The organism is Massilia phyllosphaerae (assembly GCF_034659755.1).
Taxonomy (GTDB): Bacteria; Pseudomonadota; Gammaproteobacteria; order Burkholderiales; family Burkholderiaceae_D; genus Telluria; species Telluria phyllosphaerae.
The window spans coordinates 278,236-295,869 of sequence record NZ_JAXSQX010000004.1; the positions used below are offsets into that span (position 1 = coordinate 278,236).

The following is a 17,634-nucleotide window of genomic DNA, read 5'->3' on the forward strand; positions in this document are numbered from 1 at the left end:
CCAAGGAACCCCAATGACGTCAACCTTTCCCATTCTCACGCCCGCTGGGGTCCGCCGGATTCTGCTGGACCGCAAGGAGATCGCCCTGATCGACGTGCGCGAGGAAGATCCTTTCGCCCAATCGCATCCGCTATGGGCCGCCAATTTTCCGCTATCGAAACTGGAACTCGATGCGTGGCCACGCATTCCGCGCCGCGACACGCCCGTCGTGGTCTATGGCGAGCATGACGGTGTGGACCTCGCGCCGCGCGCCGCGCAAGTCCTGCGCGCTCTCGGCTACACCAGCGTGCACCTGCTCGAAGGCGGCCTCGCCGGATGGATCGCTGCCGGCGGGGAAACCTTCCGCGACGTCAACGTGGCAAGCAAATCCTTCGGTGAACTGGTCGAGTCGAAACGGCACACGCCGTCCCTGTCCGCGCAGGAAGTGCAAGTCTTGCTCGACGCTCACGCCGATGCCGTGGTGGTCGATGCGCGCCGCTTCGACGAATACCAGACGATGAGTATCCCCACCGCCACCAACGTACCCGGCGCGGAACTCGTGCTGCGCGTGCGCGAACTGGCGCCCGATCCGGCAACACGCGTGATCGTCAACTGCGCGGGCCGCACGCGCAGCATCATCGGCGCACAATCGCTCGTCAATGCCGGCCTCCCCAACCCCGTGGCAGCGCTGCGCAACGGCACCATCGGCTGGACGCTCGCCGGCCAGAAGCTCGACCGCGGCGCCAGCCGCCGCGCCCCCGCCGACGTGACTGCCATCAACCGCGCTCGCGCGCAGAGCGGCGCGCGTGACATCGCCGCCAAAGCCGGCGTGCGCCGCATCGCCTATGCAGAACTGGCTTCACTGGATGCGCCAGGCCGCACCGTGTACCGCTTCGACGTGCGCACGCCGGATGAATTTGCCGCCGGCCACTTCCCCGGCTTCGTCAGCGCGCCTGGCGGCCAGCTGGTACAGGAAACCGACCACAATGCCCCGGTGCGCGGTGCGCGTATCGTACTTGCCGACGACGATGGCGTGCGCGCCGACATGAGCGCGTCGTGGCTGGCGCAGATGGGTTGGGAAGTCTGGGTAGTCGATCCCGTCGATGCGGGACTGCGCAGCGAGACCGGTACCGTAGGCCACCCCGCGCCCGAAGCCGAAGCCGTCGCCACGATCACACCAGGCACACTGGCAGGCTGGCTGAACGACCCGAAGGAAAACGACGTCGCCGTGCTCGACGTCACCGCCAGCGCCAACTACGTCAAACGCCACATCCCTGGCGCGTGGTTCGTCATCCGCGCGCAACTGCAGCAGGCACTGGAGAAGATTCCCTCTGCCAGACGATACGTGCTCACCTGCGGGACAAGCCAGCTGGCCCGCTTCGCCGCCGCCGACCTGAAGCGGCTGACGCAGGCCGAGGTCGCGGTACTTGAAGGCGGGACGCAGGCATGGATCGAGGCCAAGCTGCCGCTGGAAGAAGGCGAGACGCGGCTCGCCGTGCCGCGGAGCGACCGCTATCGTCGTCCTTATGAAGGCACCGATAATGCGACCGAAGCAATGCAGGCGTATCTGGATTGGGAATTCGGACTGATTGCGCAGCTGGAGCGCGACGGCACACACTTCTTCAACGTCGTCTGAACCCCCGGCTCACGATGGTTGGTCACCGGCTATTCTGCTGTACTGGCTTCCACAGCGTCACGGCCGTCGCCTCCACCCGTTTCGGCAGCAGGCCCTCGGCCAGGAACGCGTCCGCGATCCGCTGCTGCTCGCCGAGCGCCTCGGCAACGACTGCGCGCACTTCATAGCTACGGCGGCTATTCGCCAACTCCACCGTCGCGGCATCGAGGCCCCAGACGGGCGCCAGGAAGACAGCGGCGTCCTTCGGATGCTGCTTGACCCAGCGCCCTGCCTTGCGCAACTCATCGAACACGATCGCCAACGCTTCCGGCCTGGCTTCGGCAAAGGGAGTCCGTGCGAGGTAATACCTTTGATAGTCGGCGACGCCACGGCCATCGGCCAGCACGCGCACCGCCGTCTGGCGCTGCACGCCCGCCAGGAACGGATCCCACGTCACCCACGCATCGACGCTGCCACGCTCGAAGGCCGCGCGGCCATCCGCCGGCGTGAGGTAGGCCGGTTGCACATCCTTGAACTTCAAGCCTGCCTTGTCCAGAAGCGAGATCAACAGATAATGGCTGCCCGCCGCCTTGGTCACGGCAACCTTCTTGCCTTTGAGGTCCGCGACGGTTCTGAGTGGCGAGTCGGCGCGTACCACAATCGCCTGCGCCGATGGGGACGGGGCCTCCTGCGCGACATAGGTGAGCTTTGCCCCCGCTGCTTGCGCGAATACCGGGACGGTATCGGCCACGTCCGCACTGAAGTCGACCCCGCCGACATTCAGCGCCTCGAGCAGCGGCAGGCCGCTGGCGAATTCATGCCAGCTCACCCTGATGCCAAGGGGTGCCAGCTGCTGCTCAAGGACACCGCGTGCCTTGATAATGGTCAGCAGTGTCGAAGACTTCTGGTATCCGATGCGCATGATATCGGGGGCTTTTTGCGAATAAGCCGGCATTGCTTCCATCAATGGCACAGCCGCAAGGAACGACAACAGCAGACGACGGTTTTTCCGGGGAAATGGCATAAGAGGCTTTGGAAACAGGCTAGAAAGCGTTGCGCGGCTTGAGGACGAATATGCCGCATGGAGCATCGCATTGTATGGAGCACCTGTTCCAGGCCGAACGAATGTTTTCAGATTTAAATATTGTGTTTTTATATATCGCCGCCGAGTTAGCGGCACTTCATCGTCAAGCCCGCTCATCCCGTTGCCGGTTTTAATCATCCAAAAAAAACAGCGGGCAATCGCCCGCTGTTTTCCATTAAAACCGCTTCAGGCTTACTTCGCCTTGTACAGCGAAGCGTACTTCATCCCGAAATACAGGATGAACGCATAGCAAGCCGCCGGCAGCAGGAAGGACATCTGCACGCCCATCGAGTCCGCCAGCGCACCCTGCGCGAACGGCACGATGGCGCCGCCGACGATGGCCATGCACAGGATGCCCGAGCCCTGGCCGGTGAACTTGCCGAGGCCGTGCAGCGCCATGGTGAAGATGGTCGGGAACATGATCGAGTTGCACAGGCCGACTGCCAGGATTGCCCACATCGCTGTGGTGCCCGAGCCGAAGGTGGCGGTCAGGACCAGGGCGATCGCCAGTAGTGCGTTGAAGGCAAGCGCCTTGCCCGGGCTGACCACGCGCATCACGGCGAAGCCGATGAAGCGGCCGACCATGGCGCCGCCCCAGTAGATGCTGACGTAGTGCGCGGCGTCGCCGTGCGACAGGCCGGCGATGCGCGATTCACCCAGGAAGTTGATCAGGAAGCTGCCGATGCTGACTTCGGCGCCCACGTACAGGAAGATGCCGAGCGCGCCCAGCACCAGGTGGCGGTGCGCCAGCGCCGAGCCGTGGCCCTCGCCTTCCAGCGCCACATCTTCGGTCTCGGCGATCTTTGGCAGGCGGGCCGCCATGAACAGCACGGCCAGCACGGCCAGCGTGGCCGCCAGGGCCAGGTAGGGGCCGCGCACGGTCGCGGCATCGGCGGTGGCGCCGGCTGCTGCGCCGACGGCCGACAGGATCAGCAGGCCGCCGACCGCCGGGCCGATGGTGGTGCCCAGCGAGTTGAAGGCCTGGGTCAGCGTCAGGCGGCTGGACGCCGTGCGTGCCGGGCCGAGCACCGCCACGTACGGGTTGGCCGCCACCTGCAGCACCGTGATGCCCGCCGCCAGCACGAAGAAGGCGAACAGGAACATGCCGTAGCTGCTGTACGACGCCGGGTAGAACAGCGCGCAGCCGGCCGCGGCGATCAGCAGGCCCGTCACGGCGCCCTTCTGGTAGCCGATGCGGCGGATCAGGGCGCCTGCCGGCAGCGAGATGATGGCGTAGGCGCCGAAGAAGCAGAACTGCACCAGCATCGCCTGGACGTAGCTGAGCGTGTAGATCGATTTCAGGTGCGGGATCAGGATGTCGTTGAGCGACGTGATCAAGCCCCACATGAAGAACAGCATGGTGACGATGACGAGCGCGCTCGTGTTGCCACGCTGCTGTGTCCCCGCGGGATCCTGCGGCGCGACCCGCGCTGTGTTAGGTGCCATGTTTGCCATACTGTCTCCTGATTCGATTTTTACTGCTTAGTTAGTGCTCCCTGCCGGCGGATTCGGCAGGTCGCGGTCATGCGTGCCCCAGCCCTTGGTATCAGGCTGCGGCGCGAGCTTGTACGTCAGAGTCCCGGCAGCCTGTAATTGCTCCCAGTTGAGCCACACCTGGTTCTGCGCGCGGCCGTTCCAGCTGGCCGATTGCACGAAGCGGCGCTCGCCCGGCTTGGCACCCGGCGCGTCGATACGCAGGGTGCGGCCCGGTGCCAGGTCGATCTCAGCACGTGCGAAGCGCGGTGCATGCAGCAGGAAGCGGCCGCTGCCTGGCGCATCCGGGTAAATACCCAGCGCGCTGAACAGGTACCAGGCCGACATCGTGCCGAGGTCGTCGTTGCCGGTGACGCCCGCCGGGCCGTTGCCGAACAGCGTTTCCGCTGCGCGCAGCACCGTCGTGGTCTTCCATGGCTGACCCATCAGGGTGTACATCCATGGCGCGTGCAGATCGGGCTCATTGTTGGGATTGTAACGGAATTGGCTGTAATAGCTATAGGGACCGACGACCCACGACTTGCGCACCGCGGCCGGATCGGCCACCAAAGCGTCGTAATCGAAGAACTGGTCGAGGCGGTGCAGTGCCTGCTTGCCGCCGCCCATCGCCGCGGCCAGGCCCGGCACGTCCTGCTGTACCAGCCACTGGTATTGCCAGCCGGTGCCTTCGTGGAAGCCCTGGTCGCCGCGCGGATCGTACTTGCCATCGATGTCGCTGACCCACTTGCCATCTTCCGAACGCGGACGCGGGAAGCCGCGCTGGCCGGTTTCGGCGTCGGTCACGCTCGGGTCCCACACCTTCTTCCAGTTGAGGGCGCGCTGCGCCAGCACCTGGGCGTCGTCGGTCTTGCCGAGCGCCTTGGCCATCTGCGCCAGGGCGCCGTCGGCCAGCGCGTATTCCATGGTCGCCGAGGCGCCGTGGTGCGGATCGGTGTCCATGCCCTTCGACATGAAGGTGCGGTCGTGCTGCACGAAGCCCTGGCGCAGGTAGCTCGGGTTGCCCGCGCGGCCCTGCGGGCGGATGCCGAAGGCCGGCACGCCGAAGGCGTTTTCGCGCAGCGCGGCGTAGGCCTGCTCTTCGCGGCCCTTCAGCGCGCCGAAGCGCCACAGGTCGACCAGGAACGGCGTCACCGGATCACCGGTCATCACGTTGGTCTCGAAGTTGGCGTAGCCCCAGCGCGGCAGCCAGCCGCCCTCTTCGCGGATCTTCAGCACCGAATTGGCGATGTCGCGCGCGCGCTGTGGACGGATCAGCGCCAGCAACTGGTTCTGGGCGCGGTAGGTATCCCACAGCGAGAAGTATTCGTAATAGGTCCAGTCCTTGGCGGTGTGGATCTGGTTGTCGTAGCCGCGGTAGCGGCCGTCGCTGTCGCTGCCGGTCATCGGCTGCAGCAGCGCGTGGTACAGCGCGGTGTAGAACACGGTGCGGTCGTCGCTGCTGCCGCCTTCGATGCGCACGCTGGACAGCTCGCGCCGCCACTCGGCCTGCGACTTGGCCTTCATCGCGTCGAACGTCATCGGCTTGCCGGCAGCCATGCCTTCGGCCTGCAGGTTGGCGCGCGCGCCGTCGATGTCGACGTGGGAGATCGCGCTGACGGCGGTGACCGCCTTGTTGTTCTTCAGGTCGAAGGTCAGCCAGACGCCGTGCGGCTTGCCTTCGCCCTGCTGGCTCGGACCCTTCGCATTGGGGAAGCCGCCGCGCTCGTTCCAGATGCCGTGGGCGGTTACCGGCTGGTCGAAGGTGATGCGGAAATACGTGGCGTACTTGGTGCCGCCGCAGAAGCTGTTGGTGACGATCTTGCCTTCGACGCTGTTGCCGTCCACGACCGTCACTTCGCTGCCGATCACCGAATGGCGCTCGTTGGCGGTGCCGAGGTTGAGCAGCACATGGCCGCTGCTCGCGCCGGAGGCGAAGGTGTAGCGCTCGGCGGCGGCGCGGGTCAGCGCGGTGGCCTCGGCGGTGATGCCGCCGTAGCTGGTCAGCTTGACCTTGTAGTAGCCGGCCTGGCCGACTTCGCCGTCATGGGTGTATTCGGCGCCGTACTTTTTATAGCTGAAGCTGTCCGCTTTTTTGGTGTCGAAGTCGCCGCCCGGGCCGATGCTGCCGGTGACCGGCAGCACCTGCAGCTGGCCGCCCTGCTCCCAGCAGCCGGCGCCGGACACGAAGGAGTGGCCGAAGCCGCGGATGCGCTTGTCGCTGTAGCGGTAGCCGGCGTAGAAGTCGGTGCTCGGGCTGACCTGGATCAGGCCGAACGGCGCCGAGGCGCCCGGATAGGTGTTGCCTTCGTCCTGGGTGCCGATCAGGGTATTCACCGGCATGCTGCCCGCAGGGAGCGAGGCGGCGCCGTTGGCGGCCATCGGCAGCGCGAAGGCGGCCATCAGTGCCGCGCACAGGGCCGGCTGGTACAGCGCGAATCGGGTACGGCTCGTCACGTGAGGTCTCCTTGGAGTTGATCGAACAGGCGTTGCATGGCCGCCAGCGGCGGCGGGGTGGCGCCCGATTGCAGGCAAGCGGCGGAACCGGCCGCCAGGGCCGCATGCAGGTGCGACTGCAGCGGACGCTCGGGATGATTCGACAGGCTGTGCAGCAGGCCGGCGGCGCTGGCGTCGCCGGCGCCGACCGTGTCCACCACCGCGACCTTGGGCGCGCCCGCATCGCTGCGCGCGTCGCCGAGGAGCAGGCTGGCGCCGTCGCCGCCGCGGGTCAGCAGGTAGTAGGCGGACGGGTTCATGGCGCGCAGCTGCGTCAAAGCCTGCTCCGGCTCGGTGCCGGGGAACAGGCCGCGCAGGTCGTCGTCGGACACCTTGATGACGTCGGCCAGCTCCGCCATCGCCTGCAGCGTCGGCGTGTAGCGCTCGTCCATCAGGTTGCGGTAGTTCGGGTCGTAGCTGATCTTGACGCCGCGCGCCTTCAGCTGGCGTGCCAGCGCGACCAGGTTCGAGGCCAGCGGTTCGCGCGCCAGGCTGATGCCGCCGAAGTGCGCCCAGCGCAGCGCCTCGTCCCAGCCGGCCGGCAGCGCCGCCGGGTCGAAATGCAGGTCGGCGCTGTCGTCGCCGATGAAGAAGTAGCGCGGCGGCTCGGTCTTCTCGACGATCGCCAGCAGCGGCGAGCGCTGGACGCGCTGCAGCGTGCGCAGGTCCAGGCCGACGGCTTCGCTGGCGGCCCAGATGGCGTCGCCGAAGCGGTCCTGGCTGATGGCGCCGGCAAACGCGGTGCGTTCGCCCAGGGCTGCCAGCGCGCGCGCCACGTTCCAGGTCGAGCCGCCCACACGGCTGACCCAGCGCTCGTCGCCCTGGTCGAGCATGTCGGTCAGCGCTTCGCCGGCGCACAACATCAGCGGTGCTTCGTTCGGGTTCCCGTCACGCATGTTCCGTCTCCTTCAGCACCGCCACGATGTCGTAGCAGGCGCCCATGGTGTGATAATCGACCTTGCCGGCCGGGCTCTTTTCGTCGCTCAGCTTGCGGTTCTCGCGGTCGAGGATGCGGAACCAGGCGCCGTATTCATGGTCGACGAAGTGGGTCCAGCTGTAGGCCCACAGGCGGTCGTACCACGCCCAGTATTTGTCGTTGCCGGTGCGTTTCGCCAGCATGGCGGCGGCGGCGGCGCTTTCGGCCTGCACCCAGAAATACTTGTGGAAGTCGCAGATCTCCAGGCTGGGGGCCAGCGAGTAGCACAGGCCGCCGTACTGCGGGTCCCAGCCCTTTTCCACCGCCACGGTGAACAGGCGCTCGGCGGTCGGCAGCAGCCAGCCCAGGTCGTGTTCGAGCACGCCCTGGGCACGTTCTTCCAGCTGCACCAGCAGCTTGGCCCATTCCGTGAAGTGGCCCGGCTGGTAGCCCCACGGGCGGAACAGGTTTTCCGGATCGTCGATGTTGAACTTCCAGTCCGGCTGCCAGTCCGGATCGTAGTGTTCCCAGATCAAGCCGCCGCAGCGCCCGGCCTGGCGCTGGGTGATGTTGTAGGCGACCAGGTAGGCGCGTTCCAGGTAGCGGCGCTCGCCGGTGGCCTGGTAGGCCGCCTGCAGCGCTTCGCAGGCGTGCATGTTGGCGTTCTGGCCGCGGTAGGTCGACAGCACGCTCCAGTCCTGGCTGGCCTCGTCGGCATACAGGCCGGCTTCGGCATCCCAGAAGCGTTTTTCCATCAGTTCGAAAGCCTCGCCGATCCACGCGCGCGCCTCTTCCAGGCCGGCCATGAGTGCATGCGCATAGGCCAGCAGCACGAAGGCTTCGCCGTAGCAGTGCTGGGTGCCGTCTTCGATCTTGCCGTCGTCCAGCATCCAGGCGTAGCCGTCGCCATCCGCGGCGCGGTGCGCCTCGCGCACGAAGCGCACCGCGTGGCGCAGGCCTTCCAGGTAGGCCGGGTCCTGGAAATGGCGGTACGCCATCGCGTAGGTGAACACGAAGCGGGTGCTGCTCACCAGGTGGCGATGGTGCGCGTCGTAGACGGTGCCGTCGTCCTTGAAGAAGTGATACATGCCGCCGGCGGGATCGATCGCGCGCGGGTGGTAGAAGCGCATGGTGTGCCGTGCGTGGTCGATCAGCACGGCCGGGCTGCGGAAGTTCGGGAGAGTGGTCATAGTGGGTGGCGGGGGTGGGTCGGTGTGCTAGTCGTCGTAGCTGCTTTCGCGCACGATCAGTTCGACCGGCACGGTGATCTGGGAAGGCTCGTCGTCCTGCTTGTTCAGCAGCGCGTCGATGCCGGCGCGTCCCAGCGCTTCCTTGTCGACGCGGATCGTGCTGAGCGGAGGGATGGCGGCGCCGGCGGCAGCGATGTCGTCGAAGCCGACGATGGCAAGGTCGGATGGAACGCGCAGGCCTTCGCCGAGGGCATACTTCATGGCGGCCAGCGCCGTGCTGTCGTTGTAGCAGAACAGCCCATCGGGCCGCTTGGGCAAGGCCAGCAGGGTGCGCATCGCTTCGGCCACGCCCTCGTCGCCTTCGCCCAGGTTGGGCACGATGATTTCGAGGTCGGGGTCAGCATGCATGCGGGCGTCGAACAGCGCCTGGCGGAAGCCGCGGTTGCGCTGCTGGATACTGTAGTGGGCCAGGGAGCCGGACAGCATGGCGATGCGCTTGCGGCCGCAGCGCAGCAGGTGCTGGGTTGCCAGGTAGCCGCCGCGCAGGTTGTCGGCATTGATCGAGCCGAAGCTACGGCGGTGCATGTCGACCAGCACCAGCGGCTTGCCGACCTGCTGCAGCGCGCCCAGCACTTCCGGCTCGAAGAAGCCGGCGCACAGGATGGCGTCAGGCTGGTGCAGGCGGATCTGTTCCAGCACCGGTTCGGCCGGGCCGACCGCGATGAAGGACAGGGCGATGCCTTCGCGCCGGCAAGCCTCTTCGGCGCCGTGCAGCACGGGCGAGAAAAACGGACTGGACGCCAGCGTGTTGTGCTGGCTGTGCAGCAGGAAGGCGATGCGGCGGATGCGCCCCTTCTTGAGCTGCGAGAAGTCGTAGCCGAGGCGGATTGCCGTTTCGCGCACGATGTTGCGCGTGACCTCGGTCATGCCGGCCTGGTTCTTCAATGCGCGCGATACCGTGCCGATCGACAATCCGGTCGCCCCCGCGATGTGGCGGAGCGTGACATGGCTCATGGCTGCGTAGGGTCTCCGATTATCGGTTTAATAAACGCTTATGACTGCGTTTTCAGGTGTCGGGCCGGAAGCCGGCGCCGCACCTGTTCATAGTCAGATTTATAGCAGCCGCCGTTTAACAGCGTCAACAACGGCGGCCGAATCCGGGTGCGTTTTAGCGCCGTTTTACTAAACGCGGGCATGGCACTTGCCACGCCCGCACGGCATGCAGGTTCTCGTGTTTACTGAACCTGTGCCGACGGCACGGCAGCGCGCACGTCCTGCTCCAGCAACTCGAGCTCGGCTACCTCGAGCGCCGAGCCGTTGTCGAAGCGCAGGCGGTATTCGCGATAGGCGCCCGGCTTGGCGATACGGAACGGACGCAGCTGCTGGGCCCAGGCGAAGGCTTCGCCGCGGCGCTGGTCGAGCACGGTCCAGGCGCCCTTGCCTGCACTTGTGCGGCCTTCCAGCGTCCAGCCCAATCCCTGCAGCGGGGTCTTGCCGCCGGTGATCGTGTAATAGCTGGCCTTGGCCGCTTCGGCGAACGCGAAGCCGACGGCGGCGCGGGCCGGCAGCGGCATCGTGGTCGCGGCATCGTCGTCGACCAGCGCGGCGGCGGCACCCCCACCTTCCAGCGTGACGGCGGTCGCGCGGCTGGCCAGGTCGTGCATGCCCAGCGGCTGCTTGCCCGGCGCGGTCAGCGACGCCGGCAGCGCGTTCGGCGCACTGCCCCATGCCGACGGCTTGCTGCCCATCTCGAATTCGAGCGTGGCGCCGGCCGCGATATCGGCGTGGCGGATCCAGGCCTGGTTCCACGGCTTGCCGTTGACCTTCAGCGACTGCACATAGACATTCTCCGGGCCGTTGTTGTGGGCGATGACGCTCAGGGTGCGGCCGTTCTCCAGCTTGACGTCGGTGCGTTCGAAGGCCGGCGAGCCGATGATGTATTCCGGAGAACCCATCCGCAGCGGATACAGGCCGAGTACCGCGAAGGTGTACCAGGCCGACATCTCGCCGTTGTCCTCGTCGCCCGGATAGCCCTGGCCGATCTCGCTGCCGAGATACAGGCGGCGCACCACCTCGCGCGAGATCTGTTGGGTCTTCCAGGGCTGGCCGGCCGGCGTGTACATCCAGGGGATGTGGTGCGAGATCTGGTTGCTGTGCGCGTACATCCCCAGGCGCACGTCGCGCGCCTCGGTCATCTCGTGGATCACGCCGCCGTAGCCGCCGGCCACCTGGGCCGTACCGGTTTCCGGGGTGGAGAAGAACTGGTCGAGGCGGGCCGCCAGCTTGTCGCGGCCGCCCATCAGCGAGGCCAGGCCGTTGGCGTCGTGCGAGGCGGTGAAGGCGAAGTTCCAGGCATTCGATTCGGTATAGTCCCTGCCCCAGCGGTCCGGGTCGAAGCTGGCGGCCGGTTCGCGCCACTGGCCCCTGGCGTCGCGGCCGCGGAAGAAGCCGGTACCGGTGTCGTACAGGTGCACGTAGTCGACCGCGCGGCCACGGAAGTAGTCGGCTTCCTCGCGGTAGCGGCGCGCACGCGCCGGGTCCTTTTCGTCGCGTGCCAGCGCGCTGCCCAGCTGCGCCAGGCTGAAGTCGTTGAGCGCACCCTCGAGCGTCCACGACATGCCTTCGTGGACCGAGGTGTCGGCATAGCCGCGGTACATCGACTGCGCCAGGCCCTTGCGGCCGACGTTCGAGACCGGCGGCACCGCGGTGGCGTTCTTCAGCGCCGCCTCGTAGGCCTGGTGCGCATCGAAGCCGCGCACGCCCTTCAGCCAGGCATCGGTGAAGGCGACGTCGGAACTGGTGCCCACCATCAGGTCGGCATAGCCCGGCGACGACCAGCGCGCCACCCAGCCGCCGTCGCGGTACTGCTGCAGGAAGCCGTCGACCATCTCGCCGGCCTGCTTCGGCGCGAACAGTGCATACGCCGGCCAGCTGGTACGGAAGGTGTCCCAGAAGCCGTTGTTGACGTAGGTCTTGCCGGGACGGACCGGGGTCGAGGTCTTGAGCGCGTCGCCGCCGGCGTTGTCCTTCGACCAGCCGCTCTGGTCGGCGTGGCGCCAGTCCGGCTTGTCGACGGTGCCGACGTTTTCGTGGCCGATGTTCGGGTACATGAACAGGCGGTACAGGTTCGAGTACACGGTGGTCAGCTGGTCGTCGCTGGCGCCCTGCACTTTGACCCGGCCGAGCTGTTCGTCCCAGGCCGCCTGGGCGCGCTCGCGCACGGTGTCGAAGCCGGCGTCGCCGACTTCCATGTCGAGGTTGCGCTTGGCCTGCTCGACCGAGATCAGCGAGGTGGCGATGCGCATGCGCACCTCACCGTCGCGAGCGGAGAACTTCACGAAGCCGGTCGGGCGGCCGGTGTCCAGCAGGCCGCTGTCGCTCCACTTCTGGTCGAAGCGCGCGAACACGAACATGCGCGAGGCGCCGTTCGACAGGCCGCTGCGGGTGTCGGTGTAGCCGCTCAGGGTCTGGCTGGCCGCATCCAGCGTCAAGCCGCCGCGCTTGTCGACGTTATCGAACAGCAGGTTGGCGTCGCCGCCGCGCGGGAAGCGGAAGCGGAATACCGCGGCGTGGTCGGTCGGCGCGATTTCGGCACGCATGCCGTTGTCGAAGTCGACGCGGTAGGTGTACGGGCGTGCGAGCTCGTTCTCGTGCGAGAACGCCAGCGCGCGCTTCTGGCGGTCCGGGTCCGGACGGCCGCTGGCCGCGGACGGCATCACCTGGAAAGTCTGGCGGTCGCCCATCCACGGGCTCGGCTCGTGGCTGAGGTTCAGGGCCTGCATGCGCGGGCGGTTGTCGGCGCCGTTCTTCTCGTTCCAGCTGTACACCCAGCTCAGGCTGCCGGCGTCGGTGGCCGGGGTCCAGAAGTTGAAACCATGCGGCATGGTCACCGCCGGGATGTTGTTACCGCGCGAGAAATTGCCGTTGGCCTGGGTGCCGCGCGTGGTCAGCACGTAGTCGGATGGACGCGAGACTGCCAGGCGCGCCTGGTCGCCGATCGCGATGTCGTCCAGCCAGCCGCTGGCCTTGACGCCGGCCGCGCCGCGCACGTCCAATTCGATCGCCTTGATGCGTCGTCCTTTCAGCGCACCGAGGCGCACCGCCTTGCGTGCCCACTGCTGCGGGTACAGGGTCTTCGATTGCGCCTGCGCGGCCGCGCCCAGGCGCACGCCGTGGTTGTCGACCAGCGCCGTGCCCGACACGCGCTGGCCATCGTCCAGCACCAGGTCGAGCGACACGCCGGTGGAAGCGGCGGTATTGCCGTCGACGATTTCCGGCAGGACCATCCACGACAGCGTGGTGTCGTCCTTGATCTCGATATCGACCGCGAACAGCTGCAGGCGCCCGCCGCTGCCCTCGCTGCTGTAGTGCAGTGCGCGCACGCCACTGTAGCCGGCCTTCGGCTTGGCCGTGTACGGCCGCTCCGGACCGGCGCCCGTTTCGACACGCACGCCGTTGCCGGCCATGGCGGCCGGCATCGGATCGGCGGATTCGAACGAGGTCGAGAAGCGTGCGTCGGCGGCGTGGGAACCGGCCGCGGCCAGCAGCAGCATGGCGGTCGACACATGCACGCTGATGGTGCGCAGGCGGTATTTGCGTGAATCGTATTTCATGGTGCGGATCGTCTCCTTGAAAAATTCTTATTGCGCTTGCACGGCGTCTGCCAGCGAGCGGACATGCAGGGCGGCGCGCAGGGCGCCTTCGGCGGCGGCGGACGTCACCCGCAACCGCACGCGTTCGCCCGGCAGCAGCGTCAGCGCGTTGTCGGACAGCTCGGCATCGAGCTCGCCGAAATCGATCCAGACCGCGCGTGCCAGGCGCGCTGCCGTGACCTCGAGCACGAGGCCGGCGCCGTCGCGGTGCAATTCGGCGCGCAGGCCGGCTCGCGGTTCAGCTGAACTCCATTTCACCTGTTTGGCCGGCACAAAATAGACGGCGCCGCGCGACGCCGGCTCGCCTTCGACCTGCAGGTCGAACACGGCGACGGTGGCGGCCGGATCGGCCTTGCCGAGCAGGTCGGCATCGACGTAATCGTGGAACCTGGTGGCCGACAGCGGTGCCAACTCGACCGGCTTGCGCTCGTCGCGCAGCGTTTTGCCGTCCAGGCCCAGCACATGCAGGCGCAGTTCGCCGCGCACGGGCTGAAGGCGGTCGTTGAGCAGGCTGACGGTAGTGGTGCCCTTGGCGTCGCGCAGCGCGGCCACGGCCACCGGCGCATAGAAGCGGCGCGCATGGAATTGCAGCGCCTTCCAGCGGCCGAACCAGTCCACGCTCGACCAGGACGCGCCCGGCCACACGTCGTTCAGCTGCCAGTACAGCGAACCCATGGTGAACGGGCGGCTAGCGCGGTGGTGCAGCGCCGCCAGTTCGATGCCTTCGGCCTGCATCACCTGGCTCAGGTAGATGAAGCCGGCGAAGTCGGCCGGCTCGCCGAATTCCTCGCGCACGTATTTCAAAAGGCGTTCGTTGCCCTTCCCGGCCATGAACTTCTGGTGCGCCTCGATCACCGGCGTGGCCATGCCCTGCTCGGCGCGGGCGGCAAAGGCGTCCACCGTGCGCTGCACCGGCCAGGCCTGCAAGCCGTACTCGGACATGAAGCGCGGCGTGATCTCCAGGTATTTGGTGACCGGGTGCGCCGGGTTGCCCCACACTTCCCAGTAATGCATGTCGCCGCTGGCCGGGGTGTTGGCCACTTCTGCCAGGTCGTCGCCGGGCGAGCTGGCCCAGTAGCCGATGCCGCCTCCCTCCTCCGCCACCACCTGGCGCAGGTCGCTGCCGAACAGCTGCACATAACCCTTCCACACGCGCTCGGCGAGAAGCGGATCGGCTTCCTTCATCGTCTTGCCGTGGCCCCAGTACTTCCACGCGATCTCTTCTTCGTTGTTGCCGCACCAGAGCACCAGGCTCGGATGGTTGCGCAGGCGCCGCACCTGGTCGCGCGCCTCCTGCACGACGTTGGCGCGGAAGGCGTCGTCGTAGGCCGGCTGCATGCCGCCGCCGAACATGAAGTCCTGCCACACCATCAGGCCCAGTTCGTCGGCCAGGTCGAAGAAATCGTCGCTCTCGTAGTAGCCGCCGCCCCAGCTGCGCACCATGTTCATGTTGGCGTCGACCGCCGACTGCAGCACGTGGCGCAGCTGCGCTTTATGAACGCGCGGCTGGAACATGTCGAAGGGGATGGTGTTGGCACCCTTGGCGAACACCGGGATGCCGTTGACCGCAAAATAAAAGCTCTTGCCCTTCGCGTCGACCTCGCGCCGCAGTTCGACGCTGCGCAGGCCGGTGCGCGCAGTGGCGCCGGCGATCGCCGACTGGCCGTCGCCGAGCTGCACTTCATAGCGGTACAGCGGCTGGGCGCCGTAGCCGTGCGGGTACCAGCGCTGCGGCTGGTCGATGTGCAGCGGCAGTTCGATGCGGTTGCTGCCGGCCTTCAGCTCGACGCGGCGTTCGGCCGCCAGCGTGCGCTTGCCATCGGGTGCGGTCTGCCATAGGCGCAGCGCCAGGCCGCCGGCGCGCACCGCGTCGATCGAGGCGATGGCGGCGATGTCGGCGCGCTCCGCGCTGACGCGGTCCTGGCGCAGCTGCAGGTTGTCGATGCGGACCGTGTCCCAGCTCTGCAGCACGACGGGCTTGGCGATGCCGGCGGTGACGTAGCGCGGCCCCCAGTCCCAGCCGAAGTGGTAGCCGGGCTTGCGCACGAAATTGCCGGTCATCGCATCGACCGGTTCGTCGCCGTAGGGCGAGGGGTAGTTACCGGCCAGCTTGACCGGCATCCCCTGGACCTGCGGCAGCAGCTTGGCGATCGGCGAACGGAACACGATGCGCAGTTCGTTGCCCTTGGCGCGCAGCTTGCCCTGCACCGGCACGCGCCAGGTGCGGAAGGCATTATTGACGTCGAGCACGCGGGCGCCGTTGAGCCAGACTTCGGCAAAGGTGTCGAGACCTTCGAACACCAGGTCGCTGCGCGCGCTGCCGACGGCGGCCTGCGGCGCATCGAAGACGATCCGGTATTCCCAGTCGGCCAGGCCGATCCACTGCAGGCCGGCTTCGGGCGCGCCGACGTACGGATCCGGGATCAGTTTATGTGCCAGCAGGTCGGTGTGCACGGTACCGGGCACGGTGGCGGTATGCCAGGGCGCGGCGTCGGCGTGCTTGCCGAGTTGCGCATTGCCGGGCGCGAGGCGGAAGGTCCAGCCCTGGTCGATGACCAGCTGGGACGGTGCGGCCGCCATGGCCACGCCGGCCAGCAGGGACAGGGCCAGCGCGACCATCAGCTTGGGGAGCGATAAGAATTTCATGGCGCGGGCGCCTTCCAGTAATGGTCGATCCACTCCTCGTGGGTCGGCATGGTGGCGACGGCACGGGCCAGCATGGTGCGCACGCCTTCGACGTGCTCGACCAGCTTATCCTCGGGCATCTCGTCGACGATCGGGTGGTAGCCTTGGGGGACGATGCCCTGGCCCAGCATCACCTGCACCCAGCTCGGCAGCGCAAAGAAATCCTCGCCGTTGCGGAAGTAGCGGCCGTCGGTACGGAACAGGTCGATGGTTTCGCGCAGCGTGTCCGGGATCGCCATCGTGCGGCAGTGGTCCCAGAACGGGGTGTCGCCGCGTTCGGTCGCATGGTAGTGCAGGACCAGGAAATCGCGGATGCGCTCGTACTCGAAGACTGATTCGCGGTTGTAGCGCTCGATCAGCAGCGGGTTGAAGTCGCGCGTCGGGAATAGGCTCAGCAGGCGCGTGATGCCCGACTGGGCCAGGTAGATGCTGGTCGATTCGAGCGGCTCCAGGAAACCGCTGGCCAGGCCCAGCGCCACCACGTTCTTGTTCCAGAATTTGCGGCGCATGCCGGTGGTGAAGGCCAGCTTGCGCGGTTCGGCCAGCGCCTTGCCGTCCAGGTTGGCCAGCAGCGTGGCCACCGCTTCGTCGTCGCTGGTGTGGCGGCTCGAATAGACATAGCCGTTGCCGGTGCGGTGCTGCAGCGGGATGCGCCACTGCCAGCCGGCCGCGCGCGCGGTCGAGCGCGTGTACGGCGTGATGGTCTGCAGGCGTTCACTCGGCACCGCTACGGCGCGGTCGCACGGCAGCCATTCGGTCCAGTCGACGTAGCCGGTGTTCAGGGTTTCTTCGATCAGCAGGCCGCGGAAGCCCGAGCAGTCGATGAACAGTTCGCCGTCGATCGTCTGGCCATTTTCCAGCGTCACCGATTCGATAAAGCCATCGCTTGCGCGCTGGTTGACCTTGACGATCCTGCCTTCGATGCGCTGCACGCCGCGCTGTTCCGCCAGTTCGCGCAGGAAGCGCGCATACAGGGTGGCGTCGAAATGATAGGCATAGGCGATGTCGGCCAGCGGCGAATTCGGCGGCGCGTTCCTGTCGCCAGGCGCGAATTTGCCGAGCGGCGCCATGACCGTCTGCGCCGAATACGCGCCGATCGGCGCCGCGCGGCCTTGGCGGTGCAGCTTGAGCCAGAACTGGTGAAACGGCAGCGGCCCGAGCGAACGCCCGATGGTGCCGAAGCCGTGGATGTAACTGTCGCCGATGCGGCGCCAGTCCTTGAATTCGATGCCGAGCTTGATGGTGCCCTGGGTGCGCCTGACGAAGTCCGCTTCGTCGATGCCCAGCCATTGGCCGTTAAAGAGTTTGATGTGGGGCACGCTGGCCTCGCCCACGCCGACGATGCCGATCTCCTCGGATTCGACCAGGCGGATCGATGCGTTCTTGCCCAGGTAGGTGGCCAGGGCTGCAGCGGCCATCCAGCCCGCACTGCCCCCGCCGACGATGGTGATGTTCTTGACGCGGTCCTGCATCCAAACCTCCCGCTGCGCTCCAGTTGCGCCGTTCAAATAAAGACGGCAGTTGCCCGCGCTGCTGGCAACTGCCGT

Annotated in this window: 10 protein-coding genes; 1 reads left to right on the forward strand and 9 read right to left on the reverse strand. The window is 67.0% G+C overall.

From position 1 onward, the window contains the following. Positions 1 to 13 precede the first annotated feature (13 nt). Positions 14 to 1,615: a rhodanese-related sulfurtransferase gene (locus U1H99_RS17100; RefSeq protein ID WP_323142920.1), complete on the forward strand. Its 1,602-nt coding sequence runs from the start codon at positions 14 to 16 to the stop codon at positions 1,613 to 1,615. Between the two features lie 22 nt (positions 1,616 to 1,637). Here the strand turns inward: U1H99_RS17100 and U1H99_RS17105 are convergent, their stop codons facing one another. The 9 genes from U1H99_RS17105 to U1H99_RS17145 form a co-directional block, all read right to left on the reverse strand. Further along, positions 1,638 to 2,618: an aliphatic sulfonate ABC transporter substrate-binding protein gene (locus tag U1H99_RS17105; RefSeq protein ID WP_375341624.1), complete on the reverse strand. Its 981-nt coding sequence runs from the start codon at positions 2,616 to 2,618 to the stop codon at positions 1,638 to 1,640. 252 nt (positions 2,619 to 2,870) lie between these two features. Then, complete coding sequence (locus tag U1H99_RS17110; RefSeq protein ID WP_375341625.1) at positions 2,871 to 4,133, reverse strand: sugar MFS transporter; 1,263 nt, start codon at positions 4,131 to 4,133, stop codon at positions 2,871 to 2,873. 27 nt (positions 4,134 to 4,160) lie between these two features. Then, positions 4,161 to 6,605 carry a GH92 family glycosyl hydrolase gene (locus U1H99_RS17115; protein ID WP_323142922.1) on the reverse strand — a complete coding sequence of 815 codons (2,445 nt, stop codon included), beginning with the start codon at positions 6,603 to 6,605 and terminating at the stop codon, positions 4,161 to 4,163. Beyond that, a complete protein-coding gene (locus tag U1H99_RS17120) occupies positions 6,602 to 7,540 on the reverse strand; it encodes a carbohydrate kinase family protein (protein WP_323142923.1) in 939 nt (312 codons plus the stop codon). Before U1H99_RS17120 ends, U1H99_RS17115 begins: the two co-directional genes overlap by 4 nt. After that, the gene (locus U1H99_RS17125; RefSeq protein WP_323142924.1) at positions 7,533 to 8,750 is read right to left on the reverse strand and encodes an AGE family epimerase/isomerase; all 1,218 of its coding nucleotides are present in this window, start codon (positions 8,748 to 8,750) and stop codon (positions 7,533 to 7,535) included. The genes U1H99_RS17120 and U1H99_RS17125 overlap by 8 nt, the downstream gene beginning before the upstream one ends. A gap of 27 nt (positions 8,751 to 8,777) precedes the next feature. Continuing rightward, complete coding sequence (locus U1H99_RS17130) at positions 8,778 to 9,764, reverse strand: LacI family DNA-binding transcriptional regulator (RefSeq protein ID WP_323142925.1); 987 nt, start codon at positions 9,762 to 9,764, stop codon at positions 8,778 to 8,780. A 221-nt stretch (positions 9,765 to 9,985) separates the two neighbouring features. Further along, positions 9,986 to 13,363, reverse strand: a complete 3,378-nt coding sequence (locus tag U1H99_RS17135) for a GH92 family glycosyl hydrolase (protein ID WP_323142926.1) — start codon at positions 13,361 to 13,363, stop codon at positions 9,986 to 9,988. A 27-nt stretch (positions 13,364 to 13,390) separates the two neighbouring features. Next, positions 13,391 to 16,048, reverse strand: a complete 2,658-nt coding sequence (locus U1H99_RS17140) for a beta-mannosidase (protein ID WP_323142927.1) — start codon at positions 16,046 to 16,048, stop codon at positions 13,391 to 13,393. Next, positions 16,045 to 17,559, reverse strand: coding sequence for a tryptophan halogenase family protein (locus U1H99_RS17145; protein ID WP_323142928.1), 1,515 nt, complete (start codon positions 17,557 to 17,559; stop codon positions 16,045 to 16,047). The genes U1H99_RS17140 and U1H99_RS17145 overlap by 4 nt, the downstream gene beginning before the upstream one ends. Positions 17,560 to 17,634 lie beyond the last annotated feature (75 nt).